General features: G+C 42.9%; 16 protein-coding genes and 1 tRNA gene. 8 read left to right on the forward strand and 9 right to left on the reverse strand.

The window, feature by feature from the left end; all coding sequences use genetic code 11:
* Positions 1-44 precede the first annotated feature (44 nt).
* The 3 genes from lpdA to sucD all read left to right on the forward strand — a co-directional run bounded on the left by lpdA (position 45) and on the right by sucD (position 3,712).
* Positions 45-1,484 carry a dihydrolipoyl dehydrogenase gene (gene lpdA, locus A3757_RS02910; protein WP_068553414.1) on the forward strand — a complete coding sequence of 480 codons (1,440 nt, stop codon included), beginning with the start codon at positions 45-47 and terminating at the stop codon, positions 1,482-1,484.
* Positions 1,485-1,673: 189 nt separating this feature from the next.
* Positions 1,674-2,840 (forward strand): ADP-forming succinate--CoA ligase subunit beta, encoded by a 1,167-nt coding sequence (gene sucC, locus A3757_RS02915; protein ID WP_068512328.1) that lies wholly within the window; start codon positions 1,674-1,676, stop codon positions 2,838-2,840.
* A complete protein-coding gene (gene sucD / locus A3757_RS02920; RefSeq protein ID WP_068512330.1) occupies positions 2,840-3,712 on the forward strand; it encodes a succinate--CoA ligase subunit alpha in 873 nt (290 codons plus the stop codon). The genes sucC and sucD overlap by 1 nt, the downstream gene beginning before the upstream one ends.
* 180 nt (positions 3,713-3,892) lie before the next feature.
* Here the strand turns inward: sucD and A3757_RS02925 are convergent, their stop codons facing one another.
* The 4 genes from A3757_RS02925 to A3757_RS28025 form a co-directional block, all read right to left on the reverse strand.
* The gene (locus A3757_RS02925) at positions 3,893-4,261 is read right to left on the reverse strand and encodes a response regulator (RefSeq protein ID WP_068512332.1); all 369 of its coding nucleotides are present in this window, start codon (positions 4,259-4,261) and stop codon (positions 3,893-3,895) included.
* 73 nt (positions 4,262-4,334) lie between these two features.
* On the reverse strand, positions 4,335-5,342 hold the full coding sequence (locus A3757_RS02930; protein WP_068553415.1) for a chemotaxis protein CheX: 1,008 nt from the start codon (positions 5,340-5,342) through the stop codon (positions 4,335-4,337).
* A gap of 54 nt (positions 5,343-5,396) precedes the next feature.
* Positions 5,397-5,963 (reverse strand): hypothetical protein, encoded by a 567-nt coding sequence (locus tag A3757_RS02935; protein ID WP_068553416.1) that lies wholly within the window; start codon positions 5,961-5,963, stop codon positions 5,397-5,399.
* A 53-nt stretch (positions 5,964-6,016) separates the two neighbouring features.
* A complete protein-coding gene (locus A3757_RS28025; protein WP_068553417.1) occupies positions 6,017-6,784 on the reverse strand; it encodes a methyl-accepting chemotaxis protein in 768 nt (255 codons plus the stop codon).
* Positions 6,785-6,971: 187 nt separating this feature from the next.
* On the opposite strand from A3757_RS28025, the gene A3757_RS02945 reads away from it, so the two are divergent.
* A complete protein-coding gene (locus A3757_RS02945; RefSeq protein ID WP_068739142.1) occupies positions 6,972-10,112 on the forward strand; it encodes a GAF domain-containing protein in 3,141 nt (1,046 codons plus the stop codon).
* A gap of 227 nt (positions 10,113-10,339) precedes the next feature.
* Here the strand turns inward: A3757_RS02945 and A3757_RS02950 are convergent.
* Positions 10,340-10,415, reverse strand: a tRNA-Asn gene (locus A3757_RS02950).
* A 72-nt stretch (positions 10,416-10,487) separates the two neighbouring features.
* On the reverse strand, positions 10,488-11,699 hold the full coding sequence (locus A3757_RS02955; protein WP_304438882.1) for a pyridoxal phosphate-dependent aminotransferase: 1,212 nt from the start codon (positions 11,697-11,699) through the stop codon (positions 10,488-10,490).
* Positions 11,700-11,965: 266 nt separating this feature from the next.
* On the opposite strand from A3757_RS02955, the gene uvrB reads away from it, so the two are divergent.
* A complete protein-coding gene (gene uvrB / locus A3757_RS02960; protein WP_068512349.1) occupies positions 11,966-13,978 on the forward strand; it encodes an excinuclease ABC subunit UvrB in 2,013 nt (670 codons plus the stop codon).
* Positions 13,979-14,478: 500 nt separating this feature from the next.
* Complete coding sequence (locus tag A3757_RS02965) at positions 14,479-15,501, forward strand: quinone-dependent dihydroorotate dehydrogenase (protein ID WP_068553453.1); 1,023 nt, start codon at positions 14,479-14,481, stop codon at positions 15,499-15,501.
* A gap of 52 nt (positions 15,502-15,553) precedes the next feature.
* Here the strand turns inward: A3757_RS02965 and rmf are convergent, their stop codons facing one another.
* Positions 15,554-15,763, reverse strand: coding sequence for a ribosome modulation factor (gene rmf / locus A3757_RS02970; RefSeq protein WP_068509010.1), 210 nt, complete (start codon positions 15,761-15,763; stop codon positions 15,554-15,556).
* Positions 15,764-16,106: 343 nt separating this feature from the next.
* Between rmf and rlmKL the strand changes: the two genes are divergently transcribed.
* Positions 16,107-18,320: a bifunctional 23S rRNA (guanine(2069)-N(7))-methyltransferase RlmK/23S rRNA (guanine(2445)-N(2))-methyltransferase RlmL gene (gene rlmKL / locus A3757_RS02975; protein WP_068512355.1), complete on the forward strand. Its 2,214-nt coding sequence runs from the start codon at positions 16,107-16,109 to the stop codon at positions 18,318-18,320.
* A 37-nt stretch (positions 18,321-18,357) separates the two neighbouring features.
* On the opposite strand, the gene A3757_RS02980 is transcribed toward rlmKL, so the two are convergent.
* Together A3757_RS02980 and A3757_RS02985 are read right to left on the reverse strand one after the other, a co-directional pair.
* Positions 18,358-19,110, reverse strand: coding sequence for an outer membrane beta-barrel protein (locus A3757_RS02980; protein ID WP_082865193.1), 753 nt, complete (start codon positions 19,108-19,110; stop codon positions 18,358-18,360).
* Positions 19,111-19,288: 178 nt separating this feature from the next.
* A complete protein-coding gene (locus A3757_RS02985) occupies positions 19,289-19,762 on the reverse strand; it encodes a hypothetical protein (RefSeq protein WP_068515724.1) in 474 nt (157 codons plus the stop codon).
* A gap of 152 nt (positions 19,763-19,914) precedes the next feature.
* On the opposite strand from A3757_RS02985, the gene A3757_RS02990 reads away from it, so the two are divergent.
* Positions 19,915-20,259: response regulator (locus A3757_RS02990; RefSeq protein ID WP_156506138.1), on the forward strand; the 345-nt coding region annotated here is incomplete at its 3' end.

Here is a 20,259-nt window from a genome sequence, read left to right on the forward strand (position 1 = left end):
AATTCTTCTAGAAATTTAAGTCGAGAACCGGGAGATAAATATAAATGTCAAATAAGTATGATGTAATCGTAATTGGTTCTGGTCCGGCTGGATATGTTGCTGCAATTCGTTGTGGTCAGCTTGGCTTAAAGACTGCGTGTGTTGAAAAGTGGACATCTGAGACAGGTAAGCAGATTCTTGGTGGTACCTGTTTGAACGTGGGTTGTATCCCTTCAAAAGCCTTGCTTGAGTCTTCACATAAGTATGAAGAGGCGAAGCATGATTTTGACGTGCACGGTATTGGCCTGGACGATTTGAAGATTGACGTGCCTAAGATGATTGGCCGTAAAGATACGATTGTTAAGAATTTAACAGGTGGTATTGCATCTTTGTTCAAAGCAAATGGTGTAACGTCGATTCAAGGTACGGGTAAATTGCTTGCGGGTAAGCAGGTTGAAGTAACGGATGCCAAGGGTGGTGTTACTGTTTACGATGCTGACAATGTGATTCTTGCAACAGGTTCAACACCTGTAGAGATTCCGCCAGCACCTTTAACTGAAGGCCATATCGTTGATTCAACTGGTGCGCTGAACTTTGATGAAGTTCCTAAGCGTTTGGGCGTGATCGGGGCAGGTGTTATCGGCCTTGAATTGGGTAGTGTATGGGCGCGCTTGGGTTCTGAAGTAACGGTCCTCGAAGCTCAAGATACCTTCTTAAGTTCTGTTGATCAGCAAATTGCAAAAGAAGCGCTTAAGCAATTTAAGAAGCAGGGCTTGGATATTAAATTAAAGGCGCGTGTTAATGGTACCGATATCAAGCGCGGCCTCGTAAACGTTAGCTATGAAGATACCAAAGGTGCGCAAGAACTTAAGGTTGATAAGTTGATAGTCGCTGTCGGTCGCCGACCAGTAACAGAAGACTTGTTAGCGGCTGATAGCGGTGTAAACCTCGATGAGCGCGGATTTATCTTCGTAGATGACCATTGTAATACAGGCGTTCCGGGTGTTTATGCCGTAGGCGATGTTGTACGTGGTCCAATGCTAGCGCATAAAGGCTCTGAAGAGGGGGTTATGGTTGCTGAGCGTATTGCTGGTCAAAAGACTGAAGTTAATTACGATACGATTCCCGGGGTTATCTATACCAACCCTGAAATCTCTTGGGTTGGACGTACTGAAGAGCAGCTAAAGGCTGACGGTGTTGAGTATAACGTTGGTACTTGTCCGTTTGCTGCAAATGGCCGTGCAATGGCAGCGAATAACACTGCAGGTATGGTTAAGGTATTAGCAGATGCTAAGACGGACAGAGTACTTGGTGTTCATATGATAGGTGGCAGTACTTCTGAGCTAATTGCGCAAGCGGTTATCGCGATGGAGTTTGGTTCTAGCGCTGAAGACCTTGGTTTGACAATGTTTGCTCACCCAACATTGTCAGAAACGGTCCATGAAGCTGCATTAGCTGTTGGTGGTCATGCGATTCATATTGCAAATAGAAAGAAACGTAAATAAATAATAACGCATATTCCCCGCATTATTTCAATAGATAAGCGGGGCTAGTGCGAACATAACACGGGAAAGAAAAGGGATTTACGCTGTGCCAGCAATGAGTGGCGCAATGTGATCGGTTAAGGATTGACCGAGATTTTGTCCGGCCACTTAATACGAGTGGCATTAATCAATTAAATGACGGAATGAATTATGAATTTACACGAGTATCAGGCAAAACAACTCTTTGCTGAATACGGACTGCCTGTTTCTACAGGTTATGCATGTGACACAGCTGACGAAGCGGCTGCTGCAGCCGATAAAATTGGCGGCGATATGTGGGTAGTGAAGTGCCAGGTTCACGCAGGTGGCCGTGGTAAAGCAGGTGGCGTTAAGCTGGTTAAGTCCAAAGAAGAGATCAAGGCCTTTGCTGAGAGCTGGTTGGGTAAGAATCTTGTCACGTATCAAACAGACGAGAGTGGTCAGCCAGTTGCAAAAATTCTTGTTGAAAGTTGCACTGATATTGCTAACGAATTGTACTTGGGTGCCGTCGTAGATAGAGCGTCTCAGCGCGTAGTGTTTATGGCTTCTACTGAAGGTGGTGTTGAAATTGAAACTGTTGCTGAAGAAACGCCTGAATTGATTCACAAAGCTGAAATTGATCCACTGGTTGGCCCACAGCAGTATCAAGGTCGTGAGCTTGCATTCAAGTTAGGTCTTGAAGGCGATCAGATCAAGCAGTTCGTAAAAGTGTTTATGGGTTTGTCGAACATGTTCAATGATCATGATTTCGCACTATTAGAAATCAACCCTCTAGTCATTACAGACGAAGGTAACATCCACTGCTTGGATGGAAAAATTGGCGTTGATAGCAATGCTTTATATCGTCAGCCTAAGATCCGTGAAATGCACGATCCTTCTCAAGAAGATGAGCGTGAAGCACATGCTGCTAAATTCGAATTGAACTATGTTGCTCTGGACGGAAATGTTGGTTGTATGGTTAACGGTGCCGGTCTTGCAATGGGTACGATGGATATCGTTAACTTGCACGGTGGTAAGCCTGCTAACTTCTTGGATGTTGGTGGCGGTGCGACGAAAGAACGTGTTTCAGAAGCATTCAAAATTATTTTGTCTGACGACAATGTAAAAGCAGTATTGGTTAATATATTTGGTGGTATTGTACGTTGTGACATGATTGCTGAAGGTATTATCGGTGCAGTTAAAGAAGTAGGTGTTGAAGTACCAGTTGTCGTACGACTTGAAGGTACAAATGCTGAAGCGGGCAGAGAAGTGCTTGCTAGCTCTGATTTGGATATTATCGCGGCAGAATCATTGACAGATGCTGCAGAAAAAGTTGTCGCTGCAGCGGAGGGTAAATAATGTCAGTTTTAATTAATAAAGATACAAAAGTTATCTGTCAGGGTTTTACTGGTGGGCAAGGTACTTTCCACTCAGAGCAAGCTATTGCATATGGCACGCAAATGGTTGGTGGTGTAAGTCCGGGTAAGGGTGGTCAGACTCATCTTGGTCTTCCAGTATTCAACACTGTTAGCGAAGCGGTTGAAGCTACGGGTGCGACGGCTACGGTTATCTATGTTCCAGCACCTTTCTGTAAAGATGCGATTTTAGAGGCGATTGATGCAGGTATCGAGCTGATCGTTACCATTACTGAAGGCATTCCTACTTTGGATATGGTTGATGTGAAGGTTAAGCTTGATCAAGCTGGCGTTCGTATGATTGGACCAAACTGTCCTGGTGTTATCACCCCAGGAGAGACTAAGATCGGTATCATGCCTGGTCACATTCACCTACCAGGAAAGGTTGGTATTGTTTCTCGCTCAGGTACTTTGACTTATGAAGCGGTTAAGCAAACAACTGATGCAGGCTTCGGTCAGTCAAGTTGCGTAGGTATTGGTGGTGACCCAGTACCAGGTACTAGCTTTATTGATGTTTTGGAAATGTTCCAGAACGACCCCCAGACAGAAGCTATTGTAATGATTGGTGAAATTGGTGGTACTGCTGAGGAAGAAGCAGCTGAGTACATCAAGGCTAATGTAACAAAGCCTGTTGTGTCGTATATAGCGGGTGTTACAGCGCCTGCTGGTAAGCGTATGGGGCATGCTGGGGCGATCATCGCTGGTGGTAAGGGTACAGCTGATGAGAAATTCGCTGCACTCGAGGCAGCTGGTGTGAAGACTGTTCGTTCTCTAGCGGATATTGGTTCAGCGCTGAAAGAAAAAGCTGGCTGGTAGGATATCGCTATTAGCGAGATTAACGATTTAAGTTAGTCTTTAAAGGGCGGGGTAGAGTTAATCTATCCCGCCTTTTTTGTATCCATTATAAAGTACAGTCTTGGCTCATTGCTTTTATTCGCAGGCAAAAAAAAGAGCGAATAAATCGCTCTTTTCAGGGGGGGCAATAAGGTTGTTTGCTTAAGCGCCAACAAGCTTCTTAATACTTGCAACAACATTGTCACCTTTGAAAGGCTTAACAATCCAGCCTTTAACGCCGGCAGCTTTACCGCGCTGCTTCATGCGTGGATCGCTCTCCGTAGTGAGCATGATAATATTTACAGTTGCGTTACCAAGTTCTCCGCGTACTTTTTCAACCATGGTTAAACCGTCCATGTTTGGCATGTTTACGTCCGAGATAATTAGTTTGATGCTTGGGTCTTTCTTCAGTTTTTCCAAGCCATCTTTACCGTCGACGGCTACTTCTACTGTCATGCCGTGCCCTTTTATAAATGAGCTAACTTCATTACGTACGGTTGCAGAATCGTCAACAACAAGAATTTGAGCCATGTTTTTTTCCTCGTTTGTCTCTAAAGACTATTATTCAAATAAATTCAAAATATTTTAAGCAAATGCGCTGGGGTTAGAATAGCTCTAACTCTCCGCCATCTACGAAATCATCAACTGCTTTGTCGCTTTCAGCGAACTTTTCTGGTGACCAGCTTAGGTTAAATACCAGGCGCTGGTACAAGGTAATATTTGGGTAGCGTCTGCCCGGGTCGTTAAGCGTATATTTAAAGCATAGCTGAGGTTCCGTGGAACCAAAAGAAATATGCTTTTGTACATGGTTAACAATGATCGGTACTTGTGTTCGTTGCGCATCATCCGGGCTTTCACCGCTATGGAAGTAACGGGATTTAATTCCGCCCCAAATCATATTTGTCAGCTCATTGAGAACCGAGTTGGTGTCTCTAGAGTCAGGGCGTGTTGTGTCTATATCAGTGCGTCCAGATCTAATAAGCTCCAATATCTCATTCTCAGTAGTCTGTAGCATCATGTACCCACGACACCAGTCACTTTCTAAAGGTATAAGGCTAAACAGCTCACCGTAAATGATTTGGTCTTTAACCAAATAGGGCTGCTCGCAACTAATATCTGTACCTTTAATGACGTTCTCAAATGCATCTAAGGAAATATCCTGGATGCCCTGTGCAAGCTCGATAGGATAGTACATGCTGCACACATATGAGCTGATTAGCTCGTCTAGAGCTTCAGGTGTCTCAAGTGTATAAACACCTGTAATTGCTTCCTGAACATCAGGGTCAAGGTCTTGCGTATCAGTAAGGCTGCTTCTACGAAGAAAAATCGGTAGTTCAGGTCGTGTATGATGAATTTTCATGCACAAATCTAAACCGGTGAAGCCGTTCGGGTCAGGATCCTCTGATAGAAATATTGCGCCGAGGTCAACGTTAGACTTTAGTACGTCATCTATTTCGTTCGAAGCATCTTTAATGCCGATCATATTATTGCCTGTACTAACTTTTAGGCCGACAAGCTTATGCTTGGTGCAGACTTCTTTGAGTACAGATAGTGCATCATCATTACATTCGTGCACCAAAACTTTACTGACTATTTGTGTGGTTTCGCTCATTTTTACTCCTGCTTAAATCTATCTTTATTGCGTCTTCTTATTGGATAGATGCAATTAAAACATTTCTAACTCGCCTGAATCGGTTTCTTGTTCAATCAAGTGTCTATCAATACGTATATCGAGTTCTTCATCGGCAACTAAATAAACGCTCGCGTAAAAGAGGGCTTGGTCATCGTATTCAGCAACTGAATGAGATTCAAAATTTGTATTCAAGCTCTTCATGTACTTTAAACAATCTTTACTTAATCGGTTTGGTGTCGACATGCCAAGGCTTGGTACTGCTTTACCAATATCTCGTTTAATGGCACCTAAAAATGCATTACCTACTTCGCCGAGATAGTCATAGAACTTATCGTCATCAAGATTGCTTTGGTTAATCTTAAGTGTCTCTGAAATCAAGCTTTCTGTTTCTGGCTTTTTAGTAAAGTGAAACAGTACGAATATTCTGAAAAGCTGCGAGGACATTGTCAGTACGTAGAACTCAGCCTCGTTAAGGTTGTCGAGATTTGTGCGCTCTTTTATGTACCAGCGGGAAGGGTCAGACCCCGCAGTTATTGACTCTTCAAAACTTGCTTTGAAGGTGCGCTTTATTTCATTTTTGAATTCTTCATTTACTAACATATGCGTGGCCAAAATTTACTTTTGTTTCGTTCTGTTCATTGTTATCAGCTGTTCTATAGCTGGTTAAGCATATTTTTAACAATCTCTGTCGTGGACGAGACATCGGTCAGTATCATTTTTCCGCTAGCCTGAATGTCCTGGAAGGTCGCGGTGGTCAAAAAGTCATTCTTGTTTAGATTTTCTTTATAGCTCTCACTTAATTCTTGGCTTCGCATCGCCAAGTTACGAACTTCGTCAGCCACTACAGCAAAACCACGACCGTGTTCGCCTGCTCTTGCAGCTTCGATAGCTGCATTCAGCGCAAGGATTACAATCTGCTTAACGATGTTGAAAAACTCCTGGTTCTGCGTGTGCATCTCAGCATTATGTAGCATGAGCTGGGTTAGGCTTTCGTGCCAGCGCTCGAACGTAACAAGTAGGTCAGCAAGGTCTGCCAGGTCTTTTTCAACTTGAGTAAGTTGAGAGCTAAGGCTTTCTTTCTCAGCGTTGAAGGTACTATTTAGTTCATCTATCTGTGCGCGATACTCATTCTCTAGAATTGCTTTTTCATTTTCGAGCTGATCTTGAACGGTAGATATCTGATTGTTGAGGCCGCCGATTTGTTCTTCAAAAGATGAAACAGAACCTAGAGCGCTATCTAATTGTTCTTGTAGTGTCTGGTTACTTTCCTCTAGCTGAGTAATCTGATCCAGGTGCGCGTTTGTATCAGCATTAATAGCGGCTATAGCCTTATTAGCTCTTGTGCGTACCACGAAAAACGTGATCAAACTGCCAATAATAAAGGCAGCTATTGAAAACAAAAGGGTGTTGTTGTCAGTCATCTTCTTATAAATCTGAGTTAGGTGGATATGAAAGGTATCAAACGCTTACAAATTATATTAGCAGTATATTTTGAACTTGCTGGAAAAATATTAGAGAAATCATGACATTCCTAAAATCTACGCTAAAGTAACTAGGTGAGAGTTAAAAAATAAATTCTTTAGAACTATCAGAAAGAAAGAAAATACTATGCTGCAATTAACGTTTAATCAGAAAGTCGGTCTCGGTTTTGCCATTATCATCTCTTTGCTATTGGTGTCCGGGCTATCATCTTTATGGAATCTTAATGACATCAATGGGTCAACCTCAAGGGTGAATGAAACGGCTGTGCCTGTCGTGAAAGAAAGTAACGATGTACAGATACAGCTACTAAAATTAGCAAAACTCAGTTCTCTGGCATTTAATGCTGAGAATCAGGATGAGATTGCTAGTTTTAAAAAATCATTCGATAAAGGCGCTAAAAGTTTTGATGAAAGATATGTCAGTCTTGAAAAACTAGCTGAATCTGATGAGCAAATGAAGGCGCTCGTTATTGGTATTAAAAGTAACTATGACCTTTACCGTTATGCAGTTAACGAAATGTTTGAGTCAAAATCTGAAGTTTTGACGGCAAGAGATTACATGTTAGAAGAAGCTGACGTGTTATTTGGCTTAGTTGATAATGTTGGTGCTTCCCTTGATGAAATACAATATTACCTGCCACCTGAAGAGTACAAGGATCAGATGGATTTGGTAATAGGCTTTGCTAATCAATCGATTACCTTGATTAATAATATATTTAAGACCATTGATGAAATAAAAATCACTCAGGATATCGGGCGAGTCAGCGAAGGTATGGGAGATTTTGAGTGGTCGATCAATGACTCTCACTCTTGGTTCGTTAAGGGTGCTGAAGTGTTTAAGGATTTTGATGAAGACGATATGCTTCCCGCCGCCTTTGATGCTTATGCTGAAATAAGTGAATATATTAAAAAGACACCCTCAATTGTTGATCACAAAAAACGGCAGTTGGAGCAAATTGAAGTTGCAAAACAGAAGTTGTCTGAAGCAGATTCAGCAGTAACACAATCTATTGAAGGGCTTGACGAGTTATTGAAAGCAGCAGATGTTCGCTTTAATGACTTGCAGGGTGAAGTGTTAGGTAGTTTGGACTTCGGCTTTAAGAGTTCGATAGTGATGTTGATAGTTCTGATTTTACTTGCTACCCAGAACTTTAACTCGATGCGTTTAGCTATCCGTAAGAAGATGATCGATCTTGCCAAATTGAATGCAATTGGTCGTTCTTTGGCCGGTGCTCAGAGTCAAAATATTGCTCTTGAAGAAGTGCTTCAAAGTATGCATGAAAAGATTGGCGTTTCGCAGGGTTCGGTTTTTCTTACAAATGAAAATCAGCAGTTAGAGGTGAAAGCACATTTCCCACCTAAAGCGATTGAAGCTGGTAGTGGAGCTGTTAAGTTTGATATGGGACAAGGTGTTCTAGGCAAAGCAGCTGAAACCAAAAAGACTATTTTTGTTCCAAATACCGAAAAAGATAAGAACTTTGTCTCGTCTGCTGGCGGGCAAGAGCGTGCCTTACTATGTGTACCGCTTGTCGACAAAGAGATTCTCGTTGGTGTGATTAACCTTTCCGGTGATGTGAAGAATGTGAGTTTTGCTGATAGTGATTATGAGTTCGTTTCTTCTGTAGCGCGATCCTTGGTGACGACAATCAAAAGTATTCGAATGCGTGAAGTTATCGAAGAGCAAAACAGAAACTTGGAAGCGAAAGTGGAAGAGCGTACTGCAGAGCTTCGTCAGAAGAACAACGATATTGCAAACATGATGGCGAATATGCACCAAGGTTTGTTTACTATTACCGAGGGTGGTTTGATTCATCCAGAGTATGCAGCATTCCTTGAGCAGATCTTTGAAACTGACCGTATCGCAGATCGTAACTTTGCGGACTTGTTGTTTAGCAACACAACGGCGGGTTCTGATGCAGTTGATCAGAATATTACTGGTGTCGATGCTATTGTCGGTGAAGACGAGATGATGTACGACTTCAACTCTCATTGCTTAATGACTGAAATGAACATCCGCATGGATGATGATCGTGAAAAGATTCTTGAGCTGGATTGGGATCCAATTATCAGTGAAGAAGGTGAAGTTGATAAGTTAATGGTGACAGTCAGAGATGTTACCGAGCTTAAAGCTCTAGAAGCAGAGGCTGAAGAGCAGAAGCGTGAGTTGGCAATTATTGGTGAAATCCTTGCTGTTGATGCAAGTAAGTTTGCCGACTTTATTGGTACTTCTGAAGACTTCTTGGCTGAATGTCGACAGCTTATCGAAGCAAATGATGAGAAAGACCTGGACATTATTGCTAACCTGTTCCGCTCAATGCACACAGTGAAAGGGAATGCTCGTACCTATGGTTTGAGTCAGGTTACCGACATTGTTCATGAAGTTGAAAGTACTTATGACGATCTTCGTAAGAATGAAGATGTACTTTGGGATCAGAAGCAATTGCTCGAAGAGTTAAGTGGTGCGGAAGATATCATCGCGAAGTATGCATATGTGTTCCGTGAGAAACTTGGTCGTGATGGAGAGGCTGAGAGTGGTATTTCCTTAGACCCGGCACGCGTCAGCTCTTGGTTGGAAAATATCAAGTCACTTACCCAGCAAGCGCTTGATGACAATGTTAAAGGTGTTGTTTCTGAGGCATACAGCATGCTGATGTCAATGGAAGCTAAGCCCTTAGATGGTGTGATTTCAGATGTTATCGAATCAGCTAACTCGCTCGCAGAGCAGCTTGGCAAGGGTAAACCAAATATCGAAATTGATAATGCAGGAATCTTTGTTAAAAGCGAAGCGCATAGCACGCTTAATAACATATTCATGCATGTTTTCAGAAACGCTATGGATCACGGTATTGAGGGGATTGATGAGCGCCTTGAAAAAGGAAAATCTGAAAGTGGTACTATTAGTCTGGACGTTAGCTATATAGACGATTTGGCAAACCTTGCGGTTCGCGATGACGGGCGCGGTATTGCAATTAGCCGTATCTATAAAATGGCGATCGAGAAGGGTATTTATGCAGAATCCGATCCGAAGCCTTCAGCGAGTGAAATCGCTAATTTGATCTTCTCCTCGGGCTTCTCTACTGCGGATGAGGTTACGGACGTTTCAGGGCGTGGTGTTGGTATGGATGCTGTTAAGGGCTTCCTGGAGCGCGAAGGTGGAAGTATTGAGGTTATTCTGGATGATGGTGATGAGAATGCAGACTTCAGATCATTTACTACAAATATACGTATCCCGGCAAGTTTCTACCAGAAAGCTATTAGCTTTAACTAGTTTTAATAGTTGAGATTAAAGGCAGGCCTCTTACGAAAGTAAGGGGCTTTTTTGTTTGTGTTTGCGATATTTATAGTTGGCAAATCGATGTGGCTTATTTGGGGGTGAAAAAAACGGTCTGGTTGTATCCTGCAGGTCTTAGGCCTGGTCTATAGATTGGAGTGGATCTACAAAGAATTAATTCAAAGCGCAGCTTTGATAAAGTTAGGAAAGTGGGAATAAGAAGTTGGCTCCCCGAGCTGGGCTCGAACCAGCGACAAACGGATTAACAGTCCGCTACTCTACCAACTGAGTTATCGGGGAACAGAAGACTAACGAAGACTTCGTTAATCAAGGCCGCGTATACTAAAGAGCAAAGCGGCCCAGGTCAAGACCTTAAAGTACTTTTTTGAGACGTGAAATTGCTGACTCTAATATTTCCATGCTGGTTGCAAAGCTTAGGCGCATGCATCCAGGAGACCCAAAAGCAGACCCAGGTACAAGTGCCACACCTGCTTCACTTAGCAGCATCTCGGCCATTTCAACATCGTTAGATATATTCGCTAGATTGTCGATAGCACCCTGGAAGTTTGGAAAGACATAAAATGTTCCATCGCCAGAAATACATTCCACGCCGGGAAGTTCATTAAGCGCTGCGACAAGATAGTCGTGGCGCTTTTTAAACTCGGTAACCATTGTTGTGATGCATTCCTGGCTGCCATTTAGTGCTTCCAACGCCGCGGCTTGAGAAATGGAGCAGGGGTTCGATGTGCTTTGCGACTGAATCTTTTTCATCGCAGCGATTGCTTTTTCTGGTCCTGCTGCGTAGCCAATGCGCCAGCCTGTCATGGAATATGCTTTAGAGACACCATTCAAAACAAAGGTGCGGTCATATAGCTCTGGGCAGGCGTTCAATATGTTAACGAAAGGTTGTTCTGTCCATAGAATATGTTCGTACATATCATCGGTAACGACTAAAATCTCAGGGTGTTGTTTTAGTACCTCGCCAATGGCAACCAGTTCTTCACGTGTATAAGCAATCCCGGTTGGGTTCGAGGGAGAGTTTAAAACTACGATTTTGGTTTTATCGGTAATTGCTGCTGACAGTTGCTCGGCAGTCATTTTAAAACGGTTATCAAGGCTCGTTTCAACAATAACTGGTTTGCCTTCCGCTATCTTGACCATGTCGGGGTAGGATACCCAGTACGGTGCAGGGATAACGACTTCGTCGCCTGGGTTTAGCAAGGCAAGTGAGAGATTGAAAAAGCTTTGCTTTCCGCCAGACGATACGAGGATCTGCTTAGGCGTATACTCAAGCTTGTTATCGCGCTTGAATTTATCGATGATCGCGCCTTTTAGTTCTGGAGTGCCGTCTACTGCGGTGTAGCGCGTCTGGCCATTTTTTATTGCACTAATCGCAGCCTGCTTAATGTGTTCAGGGGTGTCGAAGTCTGGTTCGCCAGCGCCTAAGCCGATAATATCTTTACCTGCGGCTTTTAGTTCATTGGCTTTGTTGGTAACAGCCAAGGTCGGAGATGGTTTTATAAGTTGTACCCGGTTTGAAAGTTCCAGGGCAGATAAAGCTGGGTTGGATGATTGTGCTTCCAAGTCTGTTTCCTCAATCAGGAATAATTGCTCACCGTAAATAAAGAACGTGTACTGGCTTATTCTAAAGCAAAAAATTTGCTATCGTTTGCTACCCGATAAGCGCATCGCATAGCTGCAGTTGTATTTATATACAAGTGTCTTAGTGCTGCCACCCAAGTTTAGAAGGTCAATCTACAGTCATGCTTCGTGACTGATAATAGATTTTCCTTTAAGGGAGTGGTCAAACTTGCGAAGTCTATCATTTTTTCATTACGACCGGAATCATAATGGCGAAGGAATTTTTACTAGAGTCACGATTTTCCCCAGCGGGGGATCAGCCTGAAGCAATCAAACAACTTGTTGAGGGGATAGAAGACGGTTTGATGTATCAAACGCTTCTTGGTGTAACGGGGTCAGGTAAGACCTATACGGTTGCAAACGTTATCTCAGCGCTTCAGCGACCTACTATTATAATGGCGCATAATAAAACACTGGCGGCTCAGCTATACGGCGAATTTAAAGAGTTTTTCCCGCAAAACTCGGTCGAGTACTTTGTTTCTTACTATGACTATTATCAACCTGAAGCCTATGTTCCATCTTCAAACACCTTTATTGAAAAAGATGCTTCAGTCAATGAACATATTGAGCAGATGCGTCTATCTGCAACTAAAGCACTTATGGAGCGGCCAGACGCAATAATTATTGCCACGGTTTCTGCCATCTACGGTTTGGGTGACCCGGAATCATATCTCAAGATGATGCTACATCTAGATAGGGGGGAGCCGGCTAGTCAACGCGATATCTTAAAACGATTGGCCGAGATTCAATATACGCGAAATGACATCGAGCTACACCGAGCTACCTATCGTGTGCGTGGTGATGTGATAGACGTCTTCCCCGCTGAGTCTGAAAAAGAGGCAATCCGAATTGAGCTATTTGATGATGAGGTCGAGAACTTAAGTTTCTTTGACCCCTTAACCGGCGAAGTGACGCGTCGTGTGCCTCGGATTACGATTTACCCTAAATCCCATTATGTTACGCCGCGCCAAACAATTCTGAATGCTGTGGATGGAATTAAGTCCGAATTAGAAATTCGTTTAGCGCAGTTACGGGACAATAATAAGCTCGTCGAAGCGCAAAGGCTAGAAGAACGAACTCGCTATGATACAGAGATGATGACAGAGCTGGGTTACTGTAATGGTATTGAAAACTACTCGCGCTACTTGTCTGGGCGCGATGTCGGCGCAGCGCCGCCTACCTTGTTTGATTATTTGCCGGATAATGCCTTAATGGTAATCGATGAGTCGCACGTAACGATTCCTCAGATTGGTGCAATGTTTAAAGGCGACAGGTCTAGAAAAGAAACCTTGGTGGAGTATGGTTTTAGGCTTCCGTCGGCACTTGATAATAGGCCTATGCGTTTTGAAGAATGGGAGCGTATATCTCCCCAGTCTATTTTTGTTTCCGCGACACCATCAACCTACGAAGAAGAGCATGCTGACAAAACCGTTGAGCAGGTCGTTAGGCCGACGGGGTTGCTTGATCCTCTAATAGAAGTGAGGCCTGCTACAACTCAAGTAGATGATTTGCTGTCGGAGATTAATGCGGCAACCGAGCTAGACGAAAGAGTGTTGGTTACAACGCTAACAAAGCGTATGGCTGAGGATCTCACAGATTTCTTAATGGAGCATGGCGTTCAAGTCAGATACTTGCATTCCGATATAGATACTGTCGAAAGAATTGAAATTATTCAGGACTTACGTCGTGGTGAGTTTGATGTCCTGGTAGGTATTAATCTGTTAAGAGAAGGGCTTGATATGCCGGAAGTTGCCCTGGTTGCAATTCTCGATGCTGATAAGGAGGGTTTTCTTCGTTCCGAAAGATCACTGATTCAGACGATAGGGCGGGCGGCTAGAAACGTTAAGGGCAGAGCGATCTTATATGGAGATAAAATCACACGATCAATGGAGAAGGCGATATCAGAAACAAAGCGCCGTAGAGCAAAGCAGATGAACTTCAATGAAGTAAATGGTATTACGCCCCAAGGCCTGAATAAGAAGGTTGGTGATATCATGGAAGGTGCTTCTTTCATTCCTGGAAAGCGCAAAGCAAAAAATAAAGTTGCGGATGCAGGTCAGGAGTACGATATGGCAATCGCTGCTCGAACACCGAAAGAGCTGGAGTCTGAGATGCGTTCATTAGAAGAAGAAATGTATCAGGCAGCAAAAGACTTAAAATTCGAAAAGGCAGCAAGTTTACGAGATAAAATTTCCGAGATTAAAGAGCGCCTACTTCTATAGTTAGCGCGTTATTTACAATTCGCGTCAGAAAAACGTCGTTTTTATGCACATTTTCGAATTTGCTAAGAAAGTCAATATGAAACATGGCGTTTTTTTGCAAAAATACTAAAGAAACTATAAGGTATTGAAAAATAAGGCTTTTTTAATTGGTTAAAAAATAATCAGTTTGTGTGTCGCCGCCATTTCTAGCGGGGTTTGACCGTCTTTACTTAAGTTTTCAACAAAGTTATCCACAGAATTGGTGGATAAATGTCAAAAGCGTAATAATGCTTTTGTCTTAACGGGGATTGAATTTAAGTCGCTTTGAAAGTCAACATGCTAGAGGCGGAAATTAGCAAAAAAAATAGTAAAAAATGCAATTTTTTTGCTTGTCTTTTTTTGCCGAATGGACTTGCCAGTATTTTCTTTTCGTTTACCTGTGAACAAGTGTATATAATGAACGCCGATTATGTTTGTCGATAAAATGCACTTGTTAATATTTTTTAAAGTCGGGTCTGTATATGTCTTATTCACTTTTACGAAACTTATTATTTACACTGCCGCCTGAGACAGCTCATGAGCTTTCGTTGGATTGGATGAGCGCGTTCAATCGTTTGGGGTTGATTTCACCATTTTTGCCAGATGTGGTTTCTGACCCAGTCGAAGTGATGGGGGTACAGTTCCCAAACCGAGTCGGTCTCGCAGCAGGTTTGGATAAAAATGCCGATCACATTGATGCGCTGGGCCGAATGGGCTTTGGTTTTGTCGAGGTGGGTACAATCACTCCTCGACCACAACCGGGAAATCCCAAACCTCGTTTATTTCGCCTGAAAGAGAACCAGGCAATTATTAATCGAATGGGCTTCAATAATGAAGGGGTTGAGCACCTGTTGCAGCAGGTTGCAGCGAGTCAGTACAAAAATCCTATTGGAATTAATATTGGGAAGAATTTTGATACGGCTGTTGAGGATGCGAATTCAGATTATATAAAATGCCTTAACGCGGTTTATTCTCGTGCTACCTATATAACTGTAAATGTTTCGTCGCCCAATACGCCCGGCTTGCGTACCCTTCAATTTGGTGAGTCTCTGAACTCTTTGCTTGACGCGATTAAGGAAGAGCAGGCTAAACTGGCAGAGAAGCATGGCCGTTATGTCCCCATTGCAATCAAAATTGCTCCTGATATGACTAACGAAGAGCTTGTGATGGTTGCGCAGTCGCTAAAAGCGCGTGAACTGGATGGTGTAATTGCGGGCAATACTACATTGGCTAGAGAGGCTGTTCAGGGCTACCCCCATGCGCACGAGGCAGGTGGTTTGAGTGGTGCTCCGTTAACGACGCGATCGACCGAGGTGATCTCTCAGCTGAAAGCCGAACTTGGAGAGAGTCTGCCTATTATTGGCGTGGGGGGGGTTATGTGCGGTCAAGATGCGGTGGATAAGATTAATGCCGGGGCAAGCCTGGTACAGATCTATACAGGTTTCATTTATAAGGGGCCTGCTTTAATAAGAGATGCTGCCTTAGCGATTAAGTCGATGCGTTAAGCATAAAAAAAGGCCCTGATGTGGGCCTTTTCAATTTCAATTTCAATTTTTGCTATGTTGTGATCCCGGGGAGTTTGTGAATACCGGATACTCCAACTAGACCGTCCCAGTTGTCGCCTCTACCTTCACGCCAGCCACTTAGCCAGTTTTGCTTTGCGGTGGTAGTAGAATTAGGGCAGAGAGATTTTGATTTTCCTGTAATGCCTGCTTGATAACCTTTTTTAAATGCTCTTTGATCAATATCACGCTTTTGTCTTTTCATTCGTTATGAACCTCATGAACATGCTTTAAACATTGTTATTTATAAGTAGCGCAGCAACGTTGTACCCGAAGGGGTTACGAAGCTTAAAGGTAATTCAACTCCTATTGAGTGCAAATGAATTGTTATAGTGTTTTGCCGGCGGCAATAAGCTTTGCTTGTCTTTTCTGGGCCGGGCTTTTAGTTAAGCTAAATTTCTGTCTAAAGTACATGACTAATTCTTTCTATAAAACACTATTTATATATAGCTTTAGTATAAGCTTCCGTAATAGCTTGTTTTATAGGGTGTAACGTGTTCGAATGCGCGATTATTTCTTAATTTCAGTTTGTATTAATTTGGTAACACATGCGAAATAACGACTCATATAATGTTTTTATAACGTGCCCCCGAGGGCTAAATTACGTTCTTGAGCAAGAACTCAATAGTTTTGGAGTCGAGCAGACAAAGTCAACGCCTGCTGGCGTGAGTGCCGAATTAGATAAATCTTTGTTGTATCGTGTATTACTTTGGTCGCGAGTTGCAAATCGGGTTTTACTTGAGCTTTGTTCACATAAAGCGGAAACGGCTGATCAAATTTATGACGCAGCTTATTCTATAGACTGGAGTCGATATTTCGATTGTACGGCTAGTTTTGCGGTCGATTTCTCTGGGCAAAATGAACATGTCAACAACACTACCTTTGGTGCTTTGCGAGTAAAAGATGCAATTGTTGATAAGTTTCGTGACCTTGTTGGGGACCGGCCCTCAGTTAGTCGAGCCGAGCCTGATATCCGTATATCAGCCAGGTTGGCAAAAGGGAAAATTAACGTAAGCCTCGACTTGTCAGGTGAAAGTCTCCACAAACGCGGCTATCGTTCTGTTACCGGTGCTGCGCCACTCAAAGAAAACCTTGCCGCCGGATTGCTTTTGCTGAGTGGCTGGCCTAAGCGTTACAACGACAGCGCTAGTTTTATTGATCCAATGTGTGGCTCTGGCACTTTGCTTATTGAAGCGGCAATGCTTGCTACCAATAAAGCGCCAGGACTTGCTCGCGAGCGCTGGGGGTTTGAGTGTTGGAAAGGTCATGATGAGCGATTATGGAGTGCGCTTCGTCAGGCTGCTTTAGATTCATTCGAAAAAGGCTTAGGTTCATATCAGGGGCGTATTACTGGTTTTGATCAGGATTCTAGAGTTGTGGCGAAAGCTTGGGATAATGTTAGAAAGGCAGGCTTTGATAAGATTATTCATGTGGAGAAACGCTCACTAGAAGATTTTACCCTTGCTGAACATGATCAGGCGGGGTTGTTGCTAACGAACCCTCCTTATGGAGAGCGCTTGGGCGAGATTAACCTCCTTAAAACGCTGTATGGTGTGTTGGGTGAGCTATTTGAGCGAGACTTGCTTGGATGGAGTGCCGGCGTATTTACAGGAAATGCAGATTTAGGTAAGGCCATATGCTGGCGTTCATATAAACAGTATAAACTCTTTAATGGCGCTATCGAAAGTCAACTCATCTTATTTAGTCTTGATAAGGATAATCGCTACAAAGATGCTGCGAGCTCCTCTAAATTAGAACATTCATCTAGCAACTGGAAGATATCGAATCCACAGCGTGCTGAAATGTTCGCTAACCGCCTTAAGAAGAATTTTAAGACCCTCGGTAAGTGGGCTAAGAAAAATGAGATTAGCTGCTATCGCTTGTACGATGCTGATATGCCGGAATTTGCGCTCGCAGTCGATATGTACCAAAGCATTGATCAAACTACATGGCTTCATGTCCAGGAATATCAAGCGCCAAAGTCTATTGATGAGAAAGCTAGCCGAGAAAGGCTAAGAGAGGGGCTTAAGGTATTAAGCGAGTTTAGTTTTAATGGTGCAACGATACCGACGAAGCGAATTGCTTTAAAAGTTCGTTCGATACAAAAAGGTACTAAACAGTACGAAAAAGAAGCATCTCAAAAAGACTTTTTTACAGTAAGTGAGAGTGGTGCGCGATTCAAGGTAAACCTAAAGGACTACTTGGATACCGGGTTGTTTCTCGATCATCGTCCCATTAGAAAGTGGGTCTATGATAATGCCAGAGATAAACGCTTTTTAAATTTATTTTGTTATACAGGTGCGGTGAGTGTTTATGCCGCACTTGGTGGTGCGAAATCAACCTTGAGCGTTGATATGTCAAAGACCTACTTGAATTGGTTCGAGGGAAATCTGGCGCTCAATAGGCTAGCGCTTCGTGACAATAAAGTAGTTCAGGCAGATTGTATTGAGTGGCTAAAGTCACAACAGGAACAAAAAGCCAGTTTTGATCTGATTTTTCTAGATCCACCGAGCTTCTCTAATTCTAAACGAATGCAGGGGGTGCTGGATATTCAGCGTGATCATGTCGTACTCATAGAGCAGTGTATGAGCTTGCTGTCTGAAAAGGGGGTGCTGGTTTTCTCGAATAACCTGCGAAGGTTTAAGCTTGATCCAGGCTTGAGCGCAAACTATAAGGTCACAGACTTTACCAAAATGTCAGTGGATAAAGATTTTGAGCGCAATAGTCATATTCACCAATGCTGGAAAATAGAGCGCGGCTAGGAAATTTGCTTAGTCGGTTTGAGTAGTGGGCTTATCCTTAGAATTCAAACTTTAGGTAGGTACTGTACTGATCTATTTCGATATTCGTATCAGTGTCCTTGAGCAAACGACCGTATTCAAAGGATAAATACCACTGATCACTCAGCTTATAGTCTCCTCCGATAATCCAGCTTAAACTGAAGTTCGTTTTAAATAAATGTGACTCGGCCACGAATGGGCTGGGTTGAACCGCTGATTCCGCGTTAGAAATAGCACTTTCCGAGACGGTTCTAATAACTTCATGACGCGTTACATCTGCTCGGTAGTAAGATAGTCCAAGTAGTGCGTAAGCATTAAAATAATCTGTAATCTCTTGCTCGGCTCCCATATATGTCGCAATCCAATGATCTAGGTTGACATCCTTTGCTCCTTTAAGCGTGTCTTCTTTGATTCCCTTGCCGTAACGAAACTCTGCTTTGAAAGTGTCATCTAGGTAGCTACCATAAATAACGCTAAGGCCGTAGGTTTGTGCAGTAAGGCCGCTGAATGATAAAACCGGAGAGCCTTCAGTTCTATCTTCGTAAGATACGCTGTCAGAGCGGACGAGATTAAGGTTGAGCCTGTTGAATTCGTTCAAAGAAAGACCGACAGATAAGTAGTTTCTTTCGGACTTAGGGCCAGGGTTGCTAAAAAAACCGTTATCATCGTTGGCTTGAGTCAAAGTAGAAATAGATAGCAGAATTGAAACTAGGGCGAGTGCGAAGCGTTTGCAAACCATGTTGCTGGGCATCCTTAATTTTAGTTGATCCATTTGTAGATCCGGTTTTGCTACGGTTGATAGCTTGCATTGAGGTATTGAATTACGGAATGCAATATGGTGCCACGATATTACCAAATGTGCTTCGATACGATTCACAATTTATTGAAGTAAAACATAATATTGGGTTTGCTGAGCGTTGTTGTGAATTGAACCTGAGAAATTCTAGATGCTAAGTTAGGATTTCTTTGCTTAGGTGAAGCAGTGCGCGAACATTGTCTTCAATTGAGTCAATATCAAGCTGGTTCTCGATAGCCAGGTCATTTCGTTTCGCTAGCAGCGTTTCTAGTGGGTGAGAGCTAAAGAGCTGGGTGATTGAAGCTATTTCAAAGCCTAGTTCGTTATTATAAGTCTCGAATAGCAGTTCTAATAAGGCTTCATCTTCATCTAGGCCATCAATAAAAACTGTTTGGCCATCCAAGTCCTGGTTTAGTTCTCGAATTACGTCAGGCCCGGAAACACCTTGATCAAAAAGAAATTGAAGATCTACGGTGCTGTCGGTATTGTCCCAAGGGTCCCATTCGTCATCAGGGATAATAAGTACAGACTTGATTTGGCCGTTGGCTAGTGACCAGGTAATTGCAGTTGGAAAACCGCCTTCATCTGGTGTGCTGTATTCAATATCGATAAAAGAAGGGAATTCCATATTAGATAGATAAGACCATGCTTGTTAAAAGCCTGAATTTTCTATTGTTCAGTGTCGTGAGTCAAAAGAAATATTTGAATATACGCTATCTGATTTGATTTTTTGTCTACACTTAGGAGTATTAAATTTAGGAACAGTGAAGTAAGTGTTTTATGAGTGAGTTGCAAAGACAAATTCAGCTAGCCAAATACTATCGCAATCTGCGCTTTTTGGTTGTCGATGATTTCGAAAACTTTCGTCTTTCAATACGCCAAATGATCAGAGCGTTTGGGGTTGAGAGTATCGAGGTAGCGGGGAATGGTGAAGACGCCGTTGCTCGTTGTGAGCATGAAGAGTTTGATATTATTTTGTGCGACTATAACCTAGGCCCCGGAAAGAGCGGGCAACAGGTTCTGGAAGAACTTCGTCACAATAAAATTCTTAAGCATACAGGCATATTCATACTCATCACGGCAGAAACTTCTAAAGATATGGTCATGGGAGCGCTTGAATACTTG

This window comes from Oleiphilus sp. HI0117 (assembly GCF_001635235.1).